This window comes from Cellulomonas sp. SLBN-39 (genome assembly GCF_006715865.1).
Classification (GTDB): Bacteria; Actinomycetota; Actinomycetes; order Actinomycetales; family Cellulomonadaceae; genus Cellulomonas.
This window is the reverse complement of the sequence record NZ_VFOA01000001.1, coordinates 2,201,899-2,223,182: the sequence shown is the minus strand read 5'-3', so window position 1 is coordinate 2,223,182 and position 21,284 is coordinate 2,201,899. Positions and strand designations below refer to the sequence as shown.

The window sequence follows — 21,284 nt, the reverse complement described above, 5'->3', positions numbered from 1 at the left end:
CTGGTCCGCCAACCGGTACGCCTGCTCATGCGGCACCGCCGGCTCATGGCGGTGCCCAGCCGGCCGCTCCGACGCCCTACCCGCCGCCGCCCGCGGGAGCGTACCCGCCACCCGCGGGCGCCTACGCCGCAGGGCCGCCCCCGGTGGCGCCCGGTGCGCCGAAGTCGTTCGTGGTGACGTGGCTCTTCGCCTGGTTCCTCGGCTACCTCGGCGTCGACCGGTTCTACCTGGGCAAGGTCGGCACGGGGCTGCTCAAGCTCGTGACGTGCGGCGGGGCGGGCATCTGGTTCCTCGTCGACCTGGTGCTGGTGCTGGCGGGCGCGCAGCGCGACAAGGCTGGACGTCCCCTCGCCGGGTACGACGAGCACAAGAAGGTCGCGTGGATCGTGACTGGTGTCGCGGTGGCGCTGGGCGCGGTGTTCGGCGGCACCGCCGGCGCTCTGCAGGGCGACGTGGACGCGGTCGTCGAGCAGCCGGCGGCCAATGCCCCGGCCGACCCGACGCCGGAGGAGGTCGTCGAGGAGGAGCCGGCGGAAGAGGAGCCGGCGGAGGAGCCGGAGACACCCACCGTCCAGGCCTGGGCCGACGAGACATTCGGTGCCTTCGAGCCCGCGACGACCACCGGGAGCGGCGACTCGGTCGTCCCGCTCCCGTCGGGAGCATCCGTCGGGATCGTGACGGCGTCGCACGAGGGGCAGGCGAACTTCGCCGTGAACGTGCTGGACGCTGCGAACCAGTCCACGGGAGAGCTCCTGGTCAACACGATCGGCGCCTACAGCGGGACGACGGTCTTCGGGCTGCGCGCCCTCGGCGAGGGCGTCACGCTCCAGGTGACCGCCGACGGCCCGTGGAGCATCACGGTCTCGCCGGTGTCGGCCGCGGCGCCCCTGGCAGCGTCGGGCAGCGGTGATGCGGTGATGCTCTACGAGGGCGGTGCGGCGACGCTCACGGCCACGCACGCCGGCGACGGCAACTTCGCCGTGGTCGAGGACACGGGCGCGATGCTGGAATTCGGCCTGCTCGTGAACGAGATCGGCGCCTACGAGGGAACGGTCCCGATGTCCGCGGGCCCGTCGGTGCTCAGCGTGACCGCGAACGGGGCCTGGACACTGACGCTTGGCTGACCGTGAGGATCTCGACGCCACCGCGGGCAGCAGGTCATCTGGGGGCGGGGCCCGTGGAGGCGCGGATGACCAGGTGGGTGGGGAGGACCACCGGGTCGCCGGGGGGCGCGCCGAGGCCGGACAGGCGGGCGACGAGCAGGTCGGCGGCGTGCCGGCCGGCGCGTTCCATGGGCAGGGCGACGGTGGTGAGGCGGGGGCGGACGAGGTCGGCGCCGAAGACGTCGTCGCAGCCCACGACGCTGAGCTGGTCGGGCACGGGGACACCGCGTGCCTCGAGGCGTTCGAGCACTCCGAAGGCGAGCAGGTCGTTGAAGGCGATGACGGCGGTGACCTGGGCCTGGAGGGCCGCGTCGGCGGCGGCGGGGCCGGCGGTGCGCAGCGGTGCGTACGGGCCGAGGACCGTGACGTCGAGCCCGAGGCGTGCGGCGGAGGGTTCGAGCACGGCGCGGCGGCGGCTGTCGGACCAGGAGGTGCGCGGGCCGGCGGCGTAGGCGACGCGGGTGTGCCCGAGGGACGCGAGGTGCTCGAGGGCCTGGACGATGCCGCTCGGGGTGTCGAGCACGACGCCGGGTGCGACCCCGCCGGGGACGGTGCGGTTGACGGTGACGACGGGCAGCTCGGCGGCGAGGCGCACGAGGCGGTCGTCGTCGAGGCGGGACGAGGCCAGGACGGCCCCGTCGACGGTGCCCCGCAGGCCGGCGAGCGCACGGGCCTCGGCCTCGGCGGACTCCTCGGTGTCGACGAGCACCTGGACGTACCCGGTCTCGCGCAGGCGGGCGCCCGTGCCGCGCACGAGGCCGAAGTAGAAGGGGTTGGTGACGTCGGGGACGACGAGCGCGACGGTCGAGGTGCGGCCGGAGGACAGGGCGCGGGCGGACGCGCTGGGCGTGTAGCCGAGGCGTTCGGCGGCGTCGCGCACGCGGGCCTCGGTGCGCGGGCTGATGCGGCCGGGGCGGCTGAGGGCGCGCGAGGCGGTGGAGACCGCGACGCCGGCGGCCTCGGCGACGTCGCGCAGGGTCGGCTGCCTGTCGTCCACCGGGCTCCTCCCGTCAGGTCGCCCGCGTCGGTCGACGCCGGTGTCCGGCCCCATGCTCGCGCGCCGCGCACCGGTTTGGCAAACTGCGGCAAACGGTTGCCGTGCGGGTCGGGGCCCGCCTAGGGTCGAGGGTGCCCGCGCACCGTCGCGCCGGGCGGAGGGAGCAGCACCCCATGACCGGCACCACCGCCGCCGCCCCGGCCCCCGAGCCGGCGGTCGCCGCGCCCGCCCCCGGCACGGCGATCCGCTCCGCCGAGGTCCTCGTGCACAGCCCGGGGCGCAACTTCGTCACCCTGCGCCTGACCACCGAGGACGGCGTCGTCGGGCTGGGCGACGCGACGCTCAACGGCCGCGAGCTGGCCGTGGCCAGCTACCTCGCGGACCACGTGGTGCCGCTGCTGGTCGGCCGCGACGCGCACCGCATCGAGGACACGTGGCAGTTCCTGTACCGCAGCGCGTACTGGCGTCGCGGGCCGGTCACCATGGCCGCGATCGCCGCGGTCGACGTCGCGCTGTGGGACATCAAGGCGCGGCTGGCGGGCATGCCGCTGTACCAGCTGCTGGGCGGGGCGTCGCGGACGGGGCTCATGGCGTACGGGCACGCCTCGGGCCGGGACCTGCCGGAGCTGTTCGACTCGATCCGCCAGCACCTGGACGAGGGCTTCCGGTCGATCCGGGTGCAGACGTCGGTGCCAGGCATCGACGCGGTGTACGGCGTGGCGGCGCAGCCCTCGACGTCGGGCCGGTACGACTACGAGCCCGCCCAGCGCGCCCCGCTGCCCGCGGAGGAGGACTGGGACACCCGCGCGTACCTGCGCCACCTGCCCGGGGTCTTCGAGGCGGTCCGCAACGAGTTCGGCCCCGAGCTGCCGCTGCTGCACGACGGGCACCACCGCATGACGCCGATCCAGGCCGCGCGCCTGGGCAAGGACCTCGAGCCGTACGACCTCTTCTGGCTGGAGGACTGCACCCCGGCGGAGAACCAGGAGGCGCTGCGCCTGGTGCGCCAGCACACGGTGACGCCCCTGGCGATCGGTGAGGTCTTCAACACGGTGTGGGACTACCAGACGCTGATCCGCGAGCAGCTCATCGACTACGTCCGCTCCGCGGTGACCCACACCGGCGGCATCACCGCGCTGCGGCGCATCCTCGACCACGCCGCCCAGCACCAGATCAAGAGCGGCATCCACGGACCCACCGACATCTCCCCCGTCGGCATGGCGGCCGCGCTGCACCTGGACCTGGCGATCCACAACTTCGGCATCCAGGAGTACATGCCGCACTCGGCGGCGACGCTGGAGGTGTTCCGCACGTCGTTCACGTTCGCCGACGGGTACCTGCACCCGGGCGAGCAGCCCGGGCTGGGCGTCGAGTACGACGACGACGTGGCGGCGCACTTCCCGTACCAGGCGGCGTACCTGCCGTTCAACCGGCTGAAGGACGGCACGGTGCACGACTGGTGAGCGCCGACCACAGCACCTGGCACCCCGCCTGGCTGCCAGAGGCCGCGTTCGGCCCCGTCGGGTCGAGGCGTGTCCTCGTCGCCCCCGGACCCGACGCCGGTCCGGTCGGCCGGACGGTCGTCGACGAGCTGCGCACGGCGACGGCGCAGCACGGCGGCACCCTCACCGTCCTCGACCCGTCCGCCGAGCTGCCCGACGGCGCGATCGTGCGCGCGCACGACCTCGTCCTCCTCGTCGCTCCCCGCGCCGGTCGCGCCGCTCCGACCTCCGGCGGCCGCGTCCACCCCTCGTCGAGCACGAACGCCCCACTGGTCGCGCTCGCGACCGACGGAGTGCTGGACGGCACGTCGGGCCCCGAGATCGGTACCGACGCCTTCCTCCGGATCCGGCAGGACGGTAGGTCGGTCGTCGTCGCGGGCGGGGCGGCGGGACTGCTCTACGGTCTGCACGCCGTGGTGCGGGACGGCGAGCGCGCGTTCGGCACGGACCACGGGCCGCAGCACGACCTGCCGGTCGCCCCGGTGCGGATGCTCGACCACTGGGACAACGTCGACGTGCACCCGGTGATGGGGCAGGTCGAGCGCGGGTACGCCGGCGGGTCGCTGTTCTACGACGCCGGCGAGGTCCGCGACGACCTCACGCGCGTCGGCGCGTACGCCCGGCTGCTCGGCTCGATCGGCGTCAACGCGGTCGCGCTCAACAACGTCAACGTGCACGCCACCGAGGCGCGCCTGCTCACCGACGGGCTGGGCGACGTCGCCCGGCTGGCCGACGCGTTCCGCCCGCACGGGGTGCGCGCGTACCTGTCGGTGTCGTTCGCCTCGCCCATGGCCCTCGGCGGTCTGGCGACGGCCGACCCGCTCGACGCCGACGTGCAGCGGTGGTGGGCGCAGGCCGCGGACCGGGTGTGGGCGGCGGTCCCGGACTTCGGCGGGTTCCTGGTCAAGGCCGACTCCGAGGGGCAGCCCGGCCCGTTCGCGTACGGGCGCGACCACGCCGACGGTGCGAACCTCCTCGCGCGGGCCGTGGCCCCGCACGGTGGGACCGTGTTCTGGCGGGCGTTCGTGTACGACCACCAGCAGGACTGGCGCGACCGGCGCACCGACCGGGCGCGGGCCGCCCACGACCACTTCACGCCGCTGGACGGCCGTTTCGACACGAACGTCGTGCTGCAGGTCAAGCACGGCCCCCTGGACTTCCAGACCCGTGAGGCCGTCTCTCCCGTGCTGGCCGCGATGCCCCGCACCCGCGTGGCCGTCGAGCTCCAGGTCACCCAGGAGTACACCGGCCAGCAGCAGCACGTGTGCTACCTCGGCCCGTCGTGGAGCGAGATCCTGCGGTTCGGCCTGGCCGAGGACGGCACCCGGACGGTCGCGCAGATCGTGTCTGGCCTGCCGGGCTCGCCGGCCTCAGGTCCCCCCGACGCGGACCCGCTCCCGGCCGCGGGCGTCGTCGCGGTATCGAACGTCGGCGACGACGTCTTCTGGACCGGGCACCCGCTGGCCCAGGCCAACCTGTACGCGTTCGGGCGCCTCGCGTGGGACCCCGACGCCGACCCGGTCGCCCTGCTCGACGAGTGGGTCGACCTCACGTTCCCCGGCGCCGACCCGCGCGTGCGCAGCACCCTGCACGCGCTGATGGACGACTCGTGGCGCACCTACGAGGCGTACACGGCCCCGCTGGGCGTCGGCTTCATGGTCGACCCGCTGCGCGGGCACTACGGCCCGAACGTCGACGGCTACGAGTACTCCCGCTGGGGGACGTACCACTTCGCCGACCGCGACGGCATCGGCGTGGACCGCACGCGCGCGACCGGCACGGGCTTCACCGGCCAGTACGCGGCGCCGTGGCGTGACCTCTACGAGGACGTGGCCACCTGCCCCGACGAGCTGCTGCTGTTCTTCCACCACGTGCCGTGGGAGCACCGCCTGCACTCCGGGACGACGGTCGTGCAGCACGTCTACGACTCCCGGGCCGACGCCGTCGACGTCGTCGAGCGCCTGCGTCAGCACTGGGCCGACGCCGCCGACGTGTTCCCCGCGGACTGGCACGCCCGCGTCGGCGAACGCCTGGACGAGCAGCTCCGCTCGGCCGTCGAGTGGCGCGACCAGGTCCGCACCTACGTCTACCGCAAGTCCGGCGTCCCCGACGCGCAGGGGCGACCGATCTACTGACCGGCCGCCCCCACGGGGGTCACACCCGGGTCAGCGCCCGGTGCCGTCGACGGCGTGCTCCTCGATGCGCGCGAGCTCGTCGTCGGTCAGCGGGCCGGCCTCGAGGGCGGCGACGTTGTCCTCGAGCTGCGCCACGGACGACGCACCGATGAGGGCCGAGGTCACGCGCTCATCGCGGAGCACCCACGACAGCGCGAGCTGGGCGAGGGTCTGCCCGCGGTCGGCGGCGATCTCGTTCAGCGCCCGCGCACGGGTCAGGTACGTCTCCGAGAGGGCCCGCGACGACAGGAACGGGCTCGCACCCGCGGCGCGCGAACCGCTCGGGGCCTCGCCGCCGAGGTACTTGCCGGTGAGCAGACCCTGCGCGAGCGGGGAGAACACGATCATGCCGACGCCGAGGTCGCCGACGGCGTCGATCAGCGACTCGCGCTGCCCCTCGCCGACCATCTCGACGTGCCGGTTGAACATGGAGTAGCTGGGCTGGTGGATGAGCAGCCGCGTGCCCATCTCGGCGAGGATCGCGTGCGCCTCGCGCGTCTGGGCGGGCGTGTAGTTCGACACCCCCACGTACAGGGCCCTGCCGCTGGTCACGGCGTGGTGCAGCGCCCCCATCGTCTCCTCCAGCGGCGTGCTGGGGTCGGGACGGTGGTGGTAGAAGACGTCGACGTACTCCAGGCCCATGCGGTCGAGCGACGCGTCGAGGGACGACAGCAGGTACTTGCGCGACCCGCCGTTCTGGTACGGGCCGGACCACATGTCGTAGCCGGCCTTCGTCGAGACGACGATCTCGTCGCGGTACGGGCGCAGGTCGCGCGCCAGGTGCCGGCCGAAGTTCTCCTCGGCCGCACCGGGCAGCGGGCCGTAGTTGTTGGCGAGGTCCATGTGCGTGACGCCCAGGTCGAACGCCCGGCGCAGGATCGCGCGCTGGGTGTCGAACGCGGAGGTGTCGCCGAAGTTGTGCCACAGCCCCAGCGACAGCGCGGGCAGGTCCAGGCCGGAGCGGCCGGTGCGGCGGTAGGTCATGGTGTCGTACCGGTGGTCGTCGGCACGGTACGGCTGCAGGCTCGGCATCGATGACGTCCTCAGGAGGGGGAAGGGTCGCCGTCAGGCTACTGCTGCCCAGGGATGCGGAGAGCCGCACCCGTCGGACGGGTGCGGCTCTCGCGGTGCTGCCGTGCGGTCAGTGCTGGCGGGCGGGGGGCTCGGCGACGTGGGCCGACTCCTCCGCGTCGCCGGTGCCGCCGCGGGTCGCGTACAGGCTCGTCGCGGTGACGATGCCGAGGATCGCGACGATCGCGAGCAGCGACCACAGCGTCGGGATCGTGGGGACGCCCGGCCAGACGCCGTGGGCCCAGTGCAGGACGAGCTTGACGCCGATGAAGCCGAGGATCGCGGCGAGGCCGTAGCCGAGGTGGACGAGCTTGCTCAGCGCGCCCTGGAGCACGAAGTAGAGCGCACGCAGGCCCAGCAGCGCGAACGCGTTGGTGGCGAACACCAGGTACGGGTCGCCGGTGATGCCGTAGACGGCGGGCACGGAGTCGACGGCGAAGACGACGTCGGTGGCGAACACGGCCACGACGACGACCGCGAGCGGCGTGAGCATCCGCCTGCCGTTCTCCACGACGCTCAGCCGCGGGCCGCGGTAGTCGTCGGTGACGGGCATGAACCGGCGGATCAGCTTGACCGAGCGCATGTTCGCGACGTCGACGTCGTGGCTGGCGCCGCTGGTCTGGTCGCGCAGGATCTTCACGGCGGTGGCCAGCAGGATCGCGCCGAAGATGAGGAACGCGAACGACAGGTTGGCGAGCACGGCCGCGCCGACGGCGATGAAGATGCCGCGCAGGACGAGCGCGCCGACGATCCCGAACAGCAGGACGCGCTGCTGGAGCACGGCGGGCACGGCGAACGCCGAGAGCAGCAGCATGAAGACGAAGAGGTTGTCGACGGACAGCGACTTCTCGACGAGGTACCCGGTGAGGTACTCCACGCCGGTCTGCTGGCCGAACTGGGACCAGATCCAGCCGCCGAACGCGAGCGGCAGCGCGATGTAGAACGTCGACCAGCCGATCGCCTCGCGCATCGAGACCTCGTGCGGCTTGCGCGTCACGACGAAGTCCATGACCAGCAGACCGATCACCGCGGCGATCGTCAGGCCCCACATGAGCGGGTCGGCGATGGTCGTGATGCCTTCGCCGGCGGGGGCCGTGGCCGTCGGCAGGACGGCAGAGAGGTACGCGGGCACGGAGTCTCCTGGTTCAGCAGTGGCTCCGAGGTCTCCTTCACCCTCCGGGGGGAGGGCCACCGCCCGAGGTCGCGGGTGCGCCGTACTGACCGGGTCGGTGCGGGGAAGTACTCCCCTCGTCGGGTGCGACAGTACGGCAAGGGACCGAGGTCCCGCATCGTGAGGTCGGCGACAGCACCCGATCAGGCGGACGTGCGTCGGGCGCGCTGCCGCCCTCGGGCCACCGGACGGACGGCGGGGGCGGACGCAGGCGCCGGCTGCTGCAGGACGAGCACCTCCGCCGGGGCCAGGGTGAGCCGGTCGCCGGGGAGCACCACGCGGCCCGTGAGCAGGTCGGTGCCGCCGACCTGCGCGGCGAGGGCGACCGGTGCGGCGCCGTGGTGCAGCACGAACCGGTACGTCGTGCCGTCGGGGGCGACGCGGTCGACGACCTCGACGTCGGGCTCGTCGGCGTGCGGGCCGGCCAGCCCGTGCCGGTCGAGCACGTGGCGCAGGACGCGGGCGACGCCGTCGTCGTCGAGGCCCGTGCCGACGTGCCACGCCTCGCCGCTCCCCCGCCGGGCCCGCGTGACGGCGGCGCGGCCGGCGTAGAAGTCGGCGCCGTACGTGCCGACCACGTCGGTGCCCTCGTCGGGGACGAGCAGCTCGAAGACGAGCGTGGCGTCGTGCGTCGTGGTCTCGCCGTCGAGCACGAGCGTCACCGGGTTGGTCGCGCCGGGCACGCCGGAGTCGGTCTCCTCGACGCGCACGCCGAGCAGCGGGTCGAGCGGCGGGACGCCGAGGAACGCGTTGGTGCTCTCGTCGACGCGTCCGCCGTAGAACGACGTGACGAGGGTGCCGCCGGCCTCGACGAACGCGGTCAGCCGGTCGGGGAGGTCACCCTTGAGCAGGTGCAGCGCGGGCGCGACGACGACGTCGTACGGGGCGAGGTCGGCGGTCACGGGCACGACGTCGACGGCTGCGTTGGCCGACCACAGGGCCCGGTGGTGCTGCAGCAGGGTCTGCAGGTACGAGACGTGCCGGTTGTAGCCGTCGGTCATCTCGACGGCCCACCACGCGTCCCAGTCGAGCAGGAGCGCGACCCGGGCGGGCGTGCGGGCGCCGAGCAGGGCGTCACCCGTCGAGGCGAGCGCCGCACCGAGGGCGGCGGCCTCGCGGAACACCCGGGTGTCGGTGCGCCCGGAGTGGTCGATCAGGGCGCCGTGGTACTTCTCGCACGCGCCGCGGGACTGCCGCATCTGGAAGAACAGGGTCGCGTCCGCGCCGTGCGCGACCGCCTGCCACGTCCACAGCGCGAGCACCCCGGGGCGCTTGACGGGGTTGACGTCGCGGCTCGCCGTGGTCGACGGCGTCTGCTCCATCACCCAGAACGGCTGCCCGCCCTTCAGGCCCCGCATGGCGGCGTGCGTGGCGGCCATGCGGGCGGCGGTGCGGCGCGGGTCGTCGGGCAGCGGCGGGTAGTTGTCCCAGGAGACGAAGTCCAGGTCGTCGGCCCAGCGGTGGTAGTCGACGGGCTGGTAGAAGCCCATGAGGTTGGTCGTCACCGGCGTGGTCGGCACGTGCGCGCGGATCGCGGCCTTCTCGGCGACGAAGCCCTCGCGCAGCCGGTCGGACATGTACCGGCGGTAGTCGAGCGTGATGCCCTGGAACGCGGTGTGGTTCGGGCTCCGCCAGTGCTCCGAGAGCATCGTGGGCGGCGGGACCTGGTCCCACGCGGTGAACGTGTGCGACCAGAACGTGGCGTTCCACGCGTCGTTGAGCCGGTCGAGGGTGCCGTACCGGGTGCGCAGCCAGTCGTGGAACCCCGCCGCGCACAGGTCGCAGTAGCACGCGCCGCCGTACTCGTTGCCGACGTGCCACGCGACGACCGCGGGGTGGTCGCCGTACCGGGCGGCCAGCCGGTCGGCCATCGCCACCGAGAGGCGCCGGAACGCCGGCGACGACGGGCAGTGGTTGTGGCGCTGCCCGTACAGGTGCCGTCGGCCCTGGTCGTCGACCCGGCACGCGTCCGGGTGCGCGGCGGCCAGCCACGGCGGCATGGCGCCCGACGGCGTCGCGAGGACGACGTCGCGCCCCTGCGCGGCCGTGTGCTCGACGATCGCGTCGAGCCGCGAGAAGTCGTAGACGTCCGGCGCGGGCTGCAGGTGCGCCCACGCGAACACCCCGAGCGTCAGGGTCGTGACGTGCGCGAGGTCGAACGCGGCGTGGTCGGCGTCCCACACCTCGCGGGGCCACTGCTCGGGGTTGTGGTCGCCGCCGTAGCGGACGTGGTCACCGGTCGGCAGGGGCATGCGGGGCACCTCGAGCGTCGGGGGGGGGCAGGGGTCAGGACGGGGCCGCGCCCGCGCCGTCGCGCGTGAAGCGCTCGGCGGCGTCGCGCAGCACGGGCTCGGCGTTGACGGTGACGGCGAACGCGAGGGTGCCCGCGAGCGCGACGAGCACCCAGTCCGAGGTGAGGAGCACGACGCCGCCGCTGATCACCAGGTGGGAGAGGCTGCCGAGCGTGACCCGGGGCCGGGCGGCCAGGTAGTACGCGGCCAGGCGTGCGACGTCGCGGGTGCGCAGGCTGAGCGTCGCGGAGAGCACGAGGGCGTGGGCGGCCCACAGCAGCAGGGCGACGGCGAGCAGGAGCAGCACGACGGCGTACGCGCCGGGCATGCCCGTGGCGTCGACGACGCCGATCCCCAGCACGAGCAGGGCCAGCACCGCGAGGGTCGGCACCCACCAGCGCAGGACGTCGAGCGCGTCGAGCCGGTACCCGCGCCAGAAGTGCCGGGCGGGCTGCAGGTCGCGGTCGGCGAGGAAGCGCCGCCACGCGAAGACGGCGGCGGCCAGCGCGGGCCCGAGGGGCACGAACGCGGCGGCGATCAGCGGCGCGTTGCCGGGGTCCCAGGCCAGGACGACGAGGAGCCCGAGGGGCAGCCCGCCGGTGACCACGACGAGCGCGGAGACGACGAGGAACCACCACACGGCCGCGGACGCGCGGGCGAGCGGTCCCGCGCCGACCTCGTCGTCGGGCCGGGGGCGGGTGGGCGCCGGTGCCGGGACGGCGGCGGGCGGGCGTGGTCCGTCGTGCCGGTCGACGGGCGGACGGTCGACGGGGCGGCGCCGGGGGCCGGCGTCGCACGGGTCCTCGCGGTCGGGGCGCGCGTCGTGCGTCATGGCCGTCATGGTGCCGCACCGGTCCGCTCGTGGTCGGCGACGAGACGGTCGTCGTGCCCGCCGAGCAGGCGCCGGTCGTCGAGGCCCTCGTGGTGCGTGGAGCGCACGGGCAGGATCTCGACGAACGTCACCTCGTGCCGGGACAGCTCGAGGTCGAGGTCGACGCGGCCGTCGACGACGGGCAGGTGCCGGTGCTCGAGCGCGGGTCGGGCGCAGTCGTGCAGGTGCGCGAGCTCGCGGGCGGTCGGCGAGAACGGCCGGCCGAGCTCGCGCCACGCGGCGAACGCGTTGCCGTCGTGCTCGTTGACGCGCTCGCGCCGCACGAAGACCGCCGGCGTGCCCGGGGGGACGGGCAGGGACAGCGCGAGCCGGTGGGTGGCGGGGGCGGGCGGGGCGTCGGTGCCGCCGACGGGCTGCCAGGCCAGCACGGTGACGCGGCCGTCGGGGTCGGCGCCGACCAGGTGGTCGGCGCCGCGGGCGAGCACGTCGCGGGCGGCGCGGGCCAGGAACGCGTACAGGTGGTACGTCGGCTTGGGCACCTGCCGGTGCGTGAGCAGGCCGAACCCGCCGTGGAAGAACGACGTCGGCACGTCGGCCTCCTCGAAGACGTCGCAGAACGTCCAGTACGAGAAGGAGTCGACGAGGTCGCCGCCGCCGACCAGGACGGGCGCCAGGTAGGCCGCGTTGTAGGCGGTGTCGTGCACGGGGTTGTCGGGGCGGTAGGAGGTGTTGAACTCGGTGACGTGCACGGGCAGGCCCGCGAGCGGGGTGCCGGCGAGGTGCCGGCGCGGGGCGCCGAGCTGGTCGAGCAGCGCCTGCGGCGGCTGGAGCGTCTGGTAGGTGCCGAAGGGCACGTGCTGCGCCGGGCCGGACGTGTACGCGTGCCGGCTGACGAAGTCCACGGGCACGTCCCGGGTCGTCACGTGCTCGACGAACGGCGCCCACCAGTCGTCGGCACCGGGCGAGATCGCGGGCCCGCCGACCTGCAACGACGCGTCGACGTCCTTGATCGCCCGCGCGGTGACCTCGTAGAGGTGCAGGTAGGCGGCCTGGTCGGCGCCCTGCCAGAAGTCCGGCAGGTTGGGCTCGTTCCACACCTCGATCGGCCACCGGCGCACCTCGTCGAGGCCGTACCGGTCGACGAGGTGCCGCACGAGCGCGGTCACCAGGTCGGTCCACTCGCGGTGGTCGCGCGGCGGGGTGACGTTGCCCTTCCACCAGAACACGGTCTGGTCGCCGGACGCCAGCGCGGTGGGCATGAAGCCGAGCTCGACGAAGGGCCGCACGCCCAGCTCGAGGAACCGGTCGTGCACCTGGTCGACGTACGTGAAGGCGTGCCGCACGTGGGTGCGGCCGTCGACCGTCGAGGTGCGGTGCACGCCCATGTCGTCGGAGAGAAGCCCGTGCCCGCGGAGGTGGCCGAAGCCGACGTCCTGCTGGACCCGGGCCAACGAGGCCTGGTGGTCGGCCCGCAGCGCGAGGTTCAGCCGCCCGGTGCCGACGCACGCGCGCCAGGCACCGGGCAGCGGACCCCGCGGGGAGGCGGGGACGACGGTGCGGACGGTCATCCGGCGTCGGCGTAGCGCTGCTGCGCCTCGTTGGCGACGTCGAGGTACTGCTGCAGGTTCATGCCCTCGAGCTCGGCGACGTAGGCGTCCCACTCGTCGAAGGACCGCTGGCCGAGGATGAACCGGGCGGTGTTCTGCATGACGTGGTCGCGCAGCGCGGTCTGCCACAGCGAGACCTGCTCGCGCTCGAGCTCGTCGAAGGGGCGCGGCGGGCCGTACTCCAGCGACGTCTTGCCGGCCATCTGGTCGAGGAACTCCAGCACCTCGGGGCGCAGCATCGACCGGTCGAGCTCGTCGGAGGAGCCGTGCTCGAGCATCCAGACGCCGTTGTGGTACCCGTAATCGGTGTTGAGGACCGTCGGCGCGCCGGGGTTGAGCCCGTTGATGTCGATGTCCTCGGCGAGCGTGCGGGTGCCGTCGGCGGCCTTCGTGTACGTCTCGCCCTCGACGCCCCACTTGGCGAACTCCAGGCCCTCGTCGGAGTAGTACAGCCAGTCGAGCAGCTGGAGGGTGGCGAGCAGGTGCTCGGACTCGGCGAGGTCGGCCGAGAGCATGAGGCCCGAGACGAGGCGCCCGCCCGCGGCCAGGTGGTCGCCGGCGGGTCCGGCGGGGACGCGGAGCAGCGCGACCTCGGCGTCGGTGCCGAGCTCCTCGAACGTCGTGCGGTACCGCAGGATCTCCTGGTCGTTGGCGCCGATGGCCATGGACTGGCCCGAGCCGAGCTTCTGGATCGCCTGGTCGTCGTCCTGCGTGAGGCTCTCGGGGTCGAGCAGCCCGTCCTCGACGAGGCCGGCGAAGTACTCCAGCAGCTCGCGGTACTCGGGCGTGGTGCCGGTGTACACGTACTCGCCGGCGTCCTCGTCCCACCACAGACCCTCGCCGTAGCCCCACCCGGCCGCGGTGCCGAAGTTCGGCGCGGCCATGTTGAGCGTCGCCTCGAGGGGTCCGTTCGCGGACCACCGGTCCGACAGCGGCCACGCGTCGGGGTACGCCTCCTTGACGGTGCGCAGGTCGTCGGCGAACTCGTCGAACGTCGCCGGCTCCAGGCTCAGGCCCAGCTCGGACCACACGTCGGAGCGCACGGCGAACGTGTACATGGGCCGCACGGACTCGCGCAGCCCGGGCAGGAGGTAGAACTCGCCGTCCTCCTGGCGCAGCTGGTCGAGGTCGGCCTCCAGGCCCCAGTCCTTGATCTTCTGCTGGAGGTTCGGCATGTGCTCCAGGTAGTCCGAGACGGGCAGGATCGCCCCTCCCGCGACGAACTGGACCTCCTGGCCCGGGTACGTCACGGAGATGACGTCGGGCGCGTCGCCGGCACCGATGAGCAGTCCCTTGCGCTGGTCCCACTCGGCCAGCGGGGCGCTGACGATGTCGAACGTGACGTTCTGGTTCTCCTCCAGCTTGGTGAGGAAGTCCCAGTCCTCCTGCAAGGGGTAGTTCGGGTGGTCGCGGTACAGCAGGCCGATCTCGACCGGCTCCGTGGCGCGGAACGTCGTGCCGACGCCGTAGTCGGCCATGGCGCCGACGTCGCCGATCTCGTCCGCGTCGGGGGCGTCGTCGCCCCCGCCGGAGCAGGCGGCGAGCGCCAGCACGAGCGCCGCGGCCGTGGCCGTCGTCGCGTACTTCCGGGTGGTCCGCATGGTGGGTCCTCCGTGAACCTCGTCGTCCGTGGGGGGTGGTGCGGGTGGTGCGTCGTGCGGGCGCGGGCCCGTCACTGCTTGACCGCGCCGAGCATCACGCCCGACACGAAGTACTTCTGGATGAAGGGGTAGAGGCAGACGATCGGCAGGACCGTGAGCAGCATCGTCACGGCCTTGACGTTGGAGGCGATCTGCGTGGACTCCCCCGAGCCGCCGCCCATGGCGTCGAGGCTGGTGGCGGCGGCGAGCAGGTTCCGCAGGTACACGGTCACCGGGTACAGCTCGGCGCGGTCCATGTAGAGGAACGCGGAGAACCACGAGTTCCAGAACGACACCGCGTAGAAGAGCACCATCGTGGCGATCACGGCCTTGCTCAGCGGCAGCACGATCCGGGCGAGCTTGCCGTAGGTGCCCAGGCCGTCGATCTCCGCGGCCTCCTCGAGCTCGGTGGAGAAGTTCTCGAAGAACGACTTCATGACGAGCAGGTTGAAGACGCTGATGGCGTTGGGCAGCACGATCGCCCACAGGGTGTTCTTCAGGCCCAGCTCGTTGATGAGCACGTAGTTGGGCACGAGGCCGCCGTTGAAGAACATGGTGAACACGGCGATGCCGATGAACACCGACCGGCCCTTGAGGTGGTGCTTGGAGATCGCGTAGGCGAACGTCGTGGTCAGCACCATCGCGATCGCGGTGGCCACCACGGTGTAGACCACGGTGTTCTGGTAGTTGCGCCAGAACATGGGGTCGGCCATGACGACCTGGAACGTCGTGGTGTTGAACCCCTTGGGCCACAGGTTGACCTGGCCCGCGTTGATGTACCCCTCGGAGCTGAACGCCTGGGCGACCAGGTTGACGAAGGGGTACAGCGTGATCGCGGCGATCAGCACGAGGGCGGTGGCGTTCAGGGCGCGGAACACGGTGGTCCCGCGGGAGTCCTTGACGACGCGCGGCGCGGTGGCGGCCGGGCGCCGGTCCGTCCGGGCAGGGCTGTCGGTGGTCACCACAGGCTCGTCCCCACGGCTCGGCGCGAGATCGCGTTGGCGGACAGGATCAGCGTCAGGCCGATGAGCGCCTCGAAGAGGCCGATGGCCGTCGCGTAGGAGAAGTTCGACGAGAGGATCCCGACCCGGTACAGGTAGGTGGAGATCACGTCGGCCGTCGGGTACAGCAGGGGGTTGTACAGCAGCAGGATCTTCTCGAAGCCCACGGCCATGAACGTGCCGATGTTGAGGATGAGCAGCACGACCATCGTGGGCCGGATCCCCGGCAGCGTGACGTGCCACGTCTGCCGCCAACGGTTGGCGCCGTCGATGCGGGCGGCCTCGTACAGCTGCGGGTCGATGGTCGTCAGCGCGGCGAGGTAGAGGATCGTGCCCCACCCGACGGTCTGCCAGACCTCCGAGCCGATGTAGATGGTGCGGAACCACTCGGCGAGCTGCATGAACGGCACGGCCTCGCCGCCGAGCGCGGTGATCGCCTGGTTGACCGACCCGCGCACCGCGGTCAGCTGGAAGACGAGCCCGGCGACGATGACGACGGACATGAAGTGCGGCAGGTACGAGATCGTCTGGATCACACGCTTGAACCGGCGGGACCGCAGCTCGTTGAGCATGAGGGCCAGCACCACGGGCAGCGGGAAGATGATGAGCAGCGACAGCGCACCGAGCACGAGGGTGTTGCGGAACACCTGCCAGAACGCCGGGTCGGCGATGAACATCTGCACGTAGTGCAGGCCCACCCACTCCTCGCCGAAGATCGACCCGCCGGGTCGGAACCGGCGGAACGCGATGACGTTGCCCGCCATCGGCAGGTACCGGAACACGGCGAAGAACACGACGGGCAGCACGAGCAGCGTGTAGAGCTGCCAGTCGCGGCGCAGCGCCTGCCGCCACGTGACCTTGCCGGCGGCGCGGCGCCGGGCGGCGCGGTCGACGGGGCCGCGCGGCGGGCCGCCGGCGACGGTGCCGAGCGCGGTCGCCGCTGCCGGGCCGGAGCCGGCCACGGGCGAGCCGGCCGCCGGCTGCCCGACGGGCAGGGGGTCGTGCACGGTCATGGGTCTCACCGCCCTCGGGTGGGGTCGAGCACGCGGGTGGTGCTCAGCAGGTGCCGGCCGTCGCCGACGACGCGGACGGCCCCGGTCATGCGCAGGGGCACGGTGTGCGAGGCGTCGGCGCTGTGCCGGGCCAGACGCAGCTCGACGTCGCCCGGCTCGACGACGCGGGTGCCGTCGCGGCGCGTGAACGAGGCGAGGTCGGCGTGCACCTCGACCTCGACGGTGCGGGTCTGCCCGGGCGCGAGGTCGACCCGGGCGTGCCCGACGAGGCGGACGACGGGCCGCACGACGCTCGCGACGGGGTCGTGCAGGTAGACCTGGACGACCTCGGTGCCCGGGCGGTCGCCGGTGTTGGTGACGTCGACCGCGACCCGGGTGGTGCCGTCGACGGGCCAGACGTCGCCGTCGAGCGCCCGGGCGTCGGCCCACGCGAACGACGTGTACGCCAGGCCGTGCCCGAAGGCGTGGAGGGGCGTCGGGTCGATGTTCGACACCCCGGACCGAGCCCCGAGGGGCTGGGTGAGGTAGGTGCCGGGCTGCCCCGAGGCGTGCCGCGGGAGGCTGACGGGGAGCCGGCCCGACGGGGACACGGCCCCGGTGAGCACCTCCGCGACCGCCTGGCCGCCGCGCTGGCCGGGGAAGAACGCCTGCACGAGCGCCGCGGCACGGTCCGCGAACCCGCCGACCGCGTAGGGCCGCCCGGTGAGCAGGAGCACCACGACGGGTGTGCCGGTGGCGAGCACGGCGTCGACGAGCTCCTCCTGGACGCCGGGCAGCCGCAGGTCGGTGACGTCGCAGCCCTCGCCGGACGTCCCGCGCCCGAACAGCCCGGCCCGGTCGCCGACCGCGACGACCACGACGTCGGCGCCGCGGGCGGCCTCGACGGCCTCGGCGAAGCCCGAGCGGTCATCGGTGTCGACGTCGCAGCCGCGGGCCGTGGTGACCTCGCCGTGCAGGCGGCGCAGCTCGCTCGCGACGCCGGGCACGTCCACGCCGCGCGGGACGTCGGGGTGGTGGCTGCCGACGTGCGCAGGGAACGTGTAGCAGCCGAGCATGGCGTCGGCCGCGTCGGCGAGCGGACCGACCACCGCGACGCGCGCGCCGGGGGCCAGCGGCAGCACGCCGTCGTTGGCCACGAGCACGAGCGACTCGCGCGCCAGCCGCAGCGCGACGTCCTGGCCGGCGGCGTCGTCGAGCACGAGCTGCTCGACGTCGGCGGGCTCGGGCGTCCAGCCCGGGTCGAGCAGCCCGAGGGCGGCCTTCTGCGTCAGGACGCGGTGCAGGGCCCGGTCGACGAGCGCCTCGTCGACGTCGCCGGCACGGACCGCCGCGACGAGCGGGGCGCCGTAGGCGTCGAGCGACGGCAGCTCGACGTCGACGCCGGCGGCGAGCGCCAGGCCGGCGGCGTCGGCGCGCGACCCGGCGACGCCGTGCAGGGTCTGGAGGAACGCGATGCCGTAGTAGTCGGCGACGACGATCCCCTCGAAGCCCCACCGGTCGCGCAGGAGGTCGGTCAGCAGCCACGGGTCGGCCGCGGCGGGGACGCCGTCGATCTCGGCGTACGAGTGCATGACGGCGCGGGCGCCGCCGTGTCGCAGGGCCGTCTCGAACGGCGGCAGGATCACGTCGGCCAGCTCGGTCGGCCCCATCGAGACGGGGGCGAGGTTGCGCCCGGCGCGCGAGGCGGAGTACCCGGCGAAGTGCTTGAGCGTGGCGACGACGCCGGTGCTCTCCAGGCCGCGCACGTACGCCGCGCCGACCGTGCCGACGAGGTACGGGTCCTCGGCGATGGTCTCCTCGGTGCGGCCCCAGCGGTAGTCGCGCGTGACGTCGAGGACGGGCGCGAGCCCCTGGTGCACGCCGGCGGCGCGCATGGACGTGCCGATGCGCACGGCCATCTCCTCGACGAGGTCGGGGTCGAAGGTCGCGCCCCACGCCAGCGGCGTCGGGTAGGTCGTGGCCTGCCAGGCGGCGAACCCGGTCAGGCACTCCTCGTGGACCTGCGCGGGGATGCCGAACCGGCTGGCGGCGACGATCTCGCGCTGCGAGGCGGCCAGCGAGCGCGCGGCCAGCACGGGGGCGACGGGCGCGGTGCCGAAGGGCCGCGTCAGCTGCCCGAGCCCGTGGGCGATGACGTCGGACCAGGCGGGCACCGACCCGGTCATGTCGGCCTGGTGCGGGGCGACACCCCCGCCGGAGGCGTCCGCGCCGACCCACAGCCCGACGAGCTGGGCGGCCTTCTCGTCGAGGGTCATCGCCGCGACGAGCGCGTCGACCCGGGCGGCCCGCTCGGCGGCGAGCCCCGGGTGCGCGTCGCCCGTCGCCTCGGCCAGCGTGCCCGCGGACCCGTGCAGTCCTGCCCCCATGAACGTCCCACATCCTCGTGGTGTCGGAAACTTTCGGCATCGTTGCCGAAAGGTGGTGGCGGTCACGTTAGGCAGTCCGCCGCCAGCCCGTCAAGCCTTCGTGTGACAGCGCCTTCCGCGGGGTCGGGCAGCCGGGAAGACGCGGACGGACGGACATCGCGCGCACCCGCCCCACCGGGCAGCATCGGTGCTAGCGTCGGCGTCGAAAGTTGCGGACGGTCGCACCGGGCGGCCCGCCAGCCTGCGAGGAGACGCGTGGCCACATCCACCGACGGGACCCGGCAGGTGACGATCGCGCAGGTCGCGACGCTCGCCGGGGTGTCCGTGCCGACCGTCTCGAAGGTCCTCAACGGGCGCACCGACGTCGCGCCCGCCACCCGCGCCCGCGTCGAGTCGCTGCTCGCAGAGCACGGCTACCGGCGTCGCCGCGCCCGCGTCTCGCAGGCCCCGGGGCTGCTCGACCTCGTGTTCCACGAGCTGGACTCCGCGTGGGCGCAGGAGGTCATCAAGGGCGTCGAGGACACCGCGTCGCTGCACCGCGTCGGCGTCGTGCTGTCCGAGCTCGGGGGTGCGCACCGGCCGCCGCAGGAGCTCATCGACGACATCCTGGCCCGCAAGCCGCTCGGCGTGATCCTCGTGCTGTCGTCCCTCGACGCGACGCAGCGCCACCAGCTCGAGTCCCGCTCGATCCCCTTCGTCGTCGTCGACACCGCGGGCGAGCCGCCCGCCGGCGTGCCGACCGTGGGCTCGAACAACTGGAACGGCGGCCTGAGCGCCGTGCGGCACCTGCTCGCGCTCGGGCACCGGCGCATCGGCGTCGTGTCCGGCCCGCACGACGTGCTGTGCAGCCGGGCGCGCGTCGACGGGTACCGCTCCGCGCTCGAGGAGGCCGGGGTGCCGTGGGACCTCGACCTGGTGCGGTGGGGCGACTTCGCCGTCAACGGCGGGTACCGGCACGCCCGCGACCTGCTCGCGCTGCCCGACCGCCCGACCGCGATCTTCGCCGGGTCCGACCTGCAGTCCCTCGGCGTCATGCGCGCCGCCCGCGAGGCCGGCCTGCGCATCCCCGAGGACCTGTCCGTCGTCGGCTACGACGACCTGCCGATCTCGCAGTGGCTCGGCCCGTCCCTGACCACCGTGCGCCAGCCGCTGCGCGAGATGGCATCGACCGCGACGCAGATGCTCCTGGACCTCGCCGGCGGTGCGACCCTGCCCAACCCGCGCATCGACCTGGCCACCGAGCTGGTGGTGCGCGAGTCCACCGCCCCGCCCGCCGACCCACCGGCCTGAGGGCACCGCCCGTCCGACCACCCCGCCCGCCCCGACCCGTCCGCCCTGACGACCACGCCCGCAACGGAGCCGCCGTGCCCTTCGTCGACCTGCCGCTCGCCGAGCTCGAGCGCTACCACCCGCACGTGCCCGAGCCCGAGGGGCTGGACGCCTTCTGGTCCGGCACCCTCGCCGCCGCCCGCGCCGCGGCCGCACCCCCGCACGCCGCCCGCGTCACCACCGCGCTGGAGCTCGTGGACACGTGGGACGTGACGTTCAGCGGCCACGGCGGCGACCCGGTGCGCGGCTGGTTCACGCGCCCCGCCGGCCGGGACGAGCCGCTGCCCGTGGTCGTGGAGTACCTCGGCTACGGCCGGGGCCGCGGCCAGGTGCACGAACGCCTGTGGTGGGCCGCCGCCGGGTACGCGCACCTGCTCATGGACACCCGCGGCCAGGGCGCCCAGCACGGCACCGGCGGCGACACCCCCGACCCCGTCGGCTCCGGACCGGCCACGCCCGGCTTCCTCACCCGCGGCATCGACGACCCCGCCACCGCGTACTGGACCCGCCTTGTCACCGACGCCGTCCGCGCCGTCGACACCGCACGCACCCTGCCGGGCGTCGACGCCGAGCGCGTCGCGGTGTCCGGCACGTCGCAGGGCGGCGGACTCGCCGTCGCCGTCGCCGGCCTGCACCCGCACGTGCGCGCCGCGATGGTCAACCTGCCGCTCATGTGCCACGTCGAGCGGGCCCTGGCGATCACCGACGCCGACCCGTACGGCGAGATCGCCCGCCACCTGTCCGTCCGCCGCGAGGACGCCGACCGCGTGCTGCGCACGCTCGCGCACCTCGACGGCGTGCACCTGGCCCGCCGCGCCGGCGCCGCCACGCTGTTCTCCGTCGGGCTCCGCGACGCCATCTGCCCGCCGTCGACCGTCTTCGCCGCGTACAACGCGTGGGGCGAGCGCGTCGACGCCGACGTCGACCGGCAGATCGTCGTGTACCCGTGGAACGGCCACGACGGCGGCGACGCCCTCCAGCTCACCCGCCAGCTGACCTGGCTCCGCAACCACCTCTGAGGCTCGTCCGCTCCGCGGGTGTGACGGATCGTGCACATTCTGCGAGTGTCACCGATCGTGCACATCGCGCAGATGTCACGGATCTTGCACATCGGAGGGAAGTGCACG

Annotated in this window: 15 protein-coding genes; 5 read left to right on the top strand and 10 right to left on the bottom strand. The window is 73.7% G+C overall.

The genetic code is table 11. The features are described from left to right. The first annotated feature begins 170 nt into the window (after nucleotides 1-170). The gene (locus FBY24_RS10270) at nucleotides 171-1,124 is read left to right on the top strand and encodes a TM2 domain-containing protein (RefSeq protein ID WP_255432337.1); all 954 of its coding nucleotides are present in this window, start codon (nucleotides 171-173) and stop codon (nucleotides 1,122-1,124) included. A gap of 34 nt (nucleotides 1,125-1,158) precedes the next feature. Here FBY24_RS10270 and FBY24_RS10265 read toward each other — a convergent pair whose 3' ends face one another. Beyond that, the gene (locus FBY24_RS10265) at nucleotides 1,159-2,160 is read right to left on the bottom strand and encodes a LacI family DNA-binding transcriptional regulator (RefSeq protein ID WP_255432336.1); all 1,002 of its coding nucleotides are present in this window, start codon (nucleotides 2,158-2,160) and stop codon (nucleotides 1,159-1,161) included. 173 nt (nucleotides 2,161-2,333) lie between these two features. Between FBY24_RS10265 and manD the strand changes: the two genes are divergently transcribed. After that, complete coding sequence (gene manD, locus FBY24_RS10260; RefSeq protein WP_255432335.1) at nucleotides 2,334-3,623, top strand: D-mannonate dehydratase ManD; 1,290 nt, start codon at nucleotides 2,334-2,336, stop codon at nucleotides 3,621-3,623. Next, nucleotides 3,620-5,797 (top strand): alpha-glucuronidase, encoded by a 2,178-nt coding sequence (locus FBY24_RS10255; RefSeq protein ID WP_174243484.1) that lies wholly within the window; start codon nucleotides 3,620-3,622, stop codon nucleotides 5,795-5,797. The genes manD and FBY24_RS10255 overlap by 4 nt, the downstream gene beginning before the upstream one ends. A 30-nt stretch (nucleotides 5,798-5,827) precedes the next feature. On the opposite strand, the gene FBY24_RS10250 is transcribed toward FBY24_RS10255, so the two are convergent. The 9 genes from FBY24_RS10250 to FBY24_RS10210 all read right to left on the bottom strand — a co-directional run bounded on the left by FBY24_RS10250 (nucleotide 5,828) and on the right by FBY24_RS10210 (nucleotide 18,828). After that, a complete protein-coding gene (locus FBY24_RS10250; protein ID WP_142160330.1) occupies nucleotides 5,828-6,868 on the bottom strand; it encodes an aldo/keto reductase in 1,041 nt (346 codons plus the stop codon). Nucleotides 6,869-6,977: 109 nt separating this feature from the next. After that, the gene (locus FBY24_RS10245; RefSeq protein ID WP_255432333.1) at nucleotides 6,978-8,039 is read right to left on the bottom strand and encodes a TerC family protein; all 1,062 of its coding nucleotides are present in this window, start codon (nucleotides 8,037-8,039) and stop codon (nucleotides 6,978-6,980) included. A 182-nt stretch (nucleotides 8,040-8,221) separates the two neighbouring features. Further along, nucleotides 8,222-10,330: a beta-galactosidase gene (locus FBY24_RS10240; protein WP_142160328.1), complete on the bottom strand. Its 2,109-nt coding sequence runs from the start codon at nucleotides 10,328-10,330 to the stop codon at nucleotides 8,222-8,224. 34 nt (nucleotides 10,331-10,364) lie between these two features. After that, nucleotides 10,365-11,201 (bottom strand): glycosyl transferase, encoded by an 837-nt coding sequence (locus FBY24_RS10235; RefSeq protein WP_186343257.1) that lies wholly within the window; start codon nucleotides 11,199-11,201, stop codon nucleotides 10,365-10,367. Between the two features lie 5 nt (nucleotides 11,202-11,206). Then, nucleotides 11,207-12,769, bottom strand: coding sequence for a xylan 1,4-beta-xylosidase (locus tag FBY24_RS10230; protein WP_142160326.1), 1,563 nt, complete (start codon nucleotides 12,767-12,769; stop codon nucleotides 11,207-11,209). Next, nucleotides 12,766-14,409, bottom strand: a complete 1,644-nt coding sequence (locus FBY24_RS10225) for an extracellular solute-binding protein (RefSeq protein WP_142160324.1) — start codon at nucleotides 14,407-14,409, stop codon at nucleotides 12,766-12,768. The genes FBY24_RS10230 and FBY24_RS10225 overlap by 4 nt, the downstream gene beginning before the upstream one ends. A 71-nt stretch (nucleotides 14,410-14,480) precedes the next feature. Then, nucleotides 14,481-15,413, bottom strand: coding sequence for a carbohydrate ABC transporter permease (locus FBY24_RS10220; protein ID WP_222117231.1), 933 nt, complete (start codon nucleotides 15,411-15,413; stop codon nucleotides 14,481-14,483). Continuing rightward, a complete protein-coding gene (locus tag FBY24_RS10215; protein ID WP_142160320.1) occupies nucleotides 15,407-16,462 on the bottom strand; it encodes a sugar ABC transporter permease in 1,056 nt (351 codons plus the stop codon). The genes FBY24_RS10220 and FBY24_RS10215 overlap by 7 nt, the downstream gene beginning before the upstream one ends. A 5-nt stretch (nucleotides 16,463-16,467) precedes the next feature. Next, a complete protein-coding gene (locus FBY24_RS10210; protein WP_142160318.1) occupies nucleotides 16,468-18,828 on the bottom strand; it encodes a glycoside hydrolase family 3 N-terminal domain-containing protein in 2,361 nt (786 codons plus the stop codon). Between the two features lie 255 nt (nucleotides 18,829-19,083). On the opposite strand from FBY24_RS10210, the gene FBY24_RS10205 reads away from it, so the two are divergent. After that, entirely contained in the window at nucleotides 19,084-20,118 is a 1,035-nt protein-coding gene (locus FBY24_RS10205; protein ID WP_142160316.1) for a LacI family DNA-binding transcriptional regulator, read from the top strand. A 74-nt stretch (nucleotides 20,119-20,192) separates the two neighbouring features. Then, entirely contained in the window at nucleotides 20,193-21,176 is a 984-nt protein-coding gene (locus tag FBY24_RS10200) for an acetylxylan esterase (RefSeq protein ID WP_142160314.1), read from the top strand. The last annotated feature ends 108 nt before the right edge of the window (nucleotides 21,177-21,284 follow it).

What these genes read in the sequence shown, in the direction of transcription:
- manD (WP_255432335.1), top strand. Translation starts at nt 2,334, where the DNA reads ATGACCGGCACCACCGCCGCCGCCCCGGCCCCCGAGCCGGCGGTCGCC.
- FBY24_RS10250 (WP_142160330.1), bottom strand. Translation starts at nt 6,868, where the DNA reads ATGCCGAGCCTGCAGCCGTACCGTGCCGACGACCACCGGTACGACACC.
- FBY24_RS10240 (WP_142160328.1), bottom strand. Translation starts at nt 10,330, where the DNA reads ATGCCCCTGCCGACCGGTGACCACGTCCGCTACGGCGGCGACCACAAC.
- FBY24_RS10235 (WP_186343257.1), bottom strand. Translation starts at nt 11,201, where the DNA reads ATGACGCACGACGCGCGCCCCGACCGCGAGGACCCGTGCGACGCCGGC.
- FBY24_RS10230 (WP_142160326.1), bottom strand. Translation starts at nt 12,769, where the DNA reads ATGACCGTCCGCACCGTCGTCCCCGCCTCCCCGCGGGGTCCGCTGCCC.
- FBY24_RS10225 (WP_142160324.1), bottom strand. Translation starts at nt 14,409, where the DNA reads ATGCGGACCACCCGGAAGTACGCGACGACGGCCACGGCCGCGGCGCTC.
- FBY24_RS10215 (WP_142160320.1), bottom strand. Translation starts at nt 16,462, where the DNA reads ATGACCGTGCACGACCCCCTGCCCGTCGGGCAGCCGGCGGCCGGCTCG.
- FBY24_RS10210 (WP_142160318.1), bottom strand. Translation starts at nt 18,828, where the DNA reads ATGGGGGCAGGACTGCACGGGTCCGCGGGCACGCTGGCCGAGGCGACG.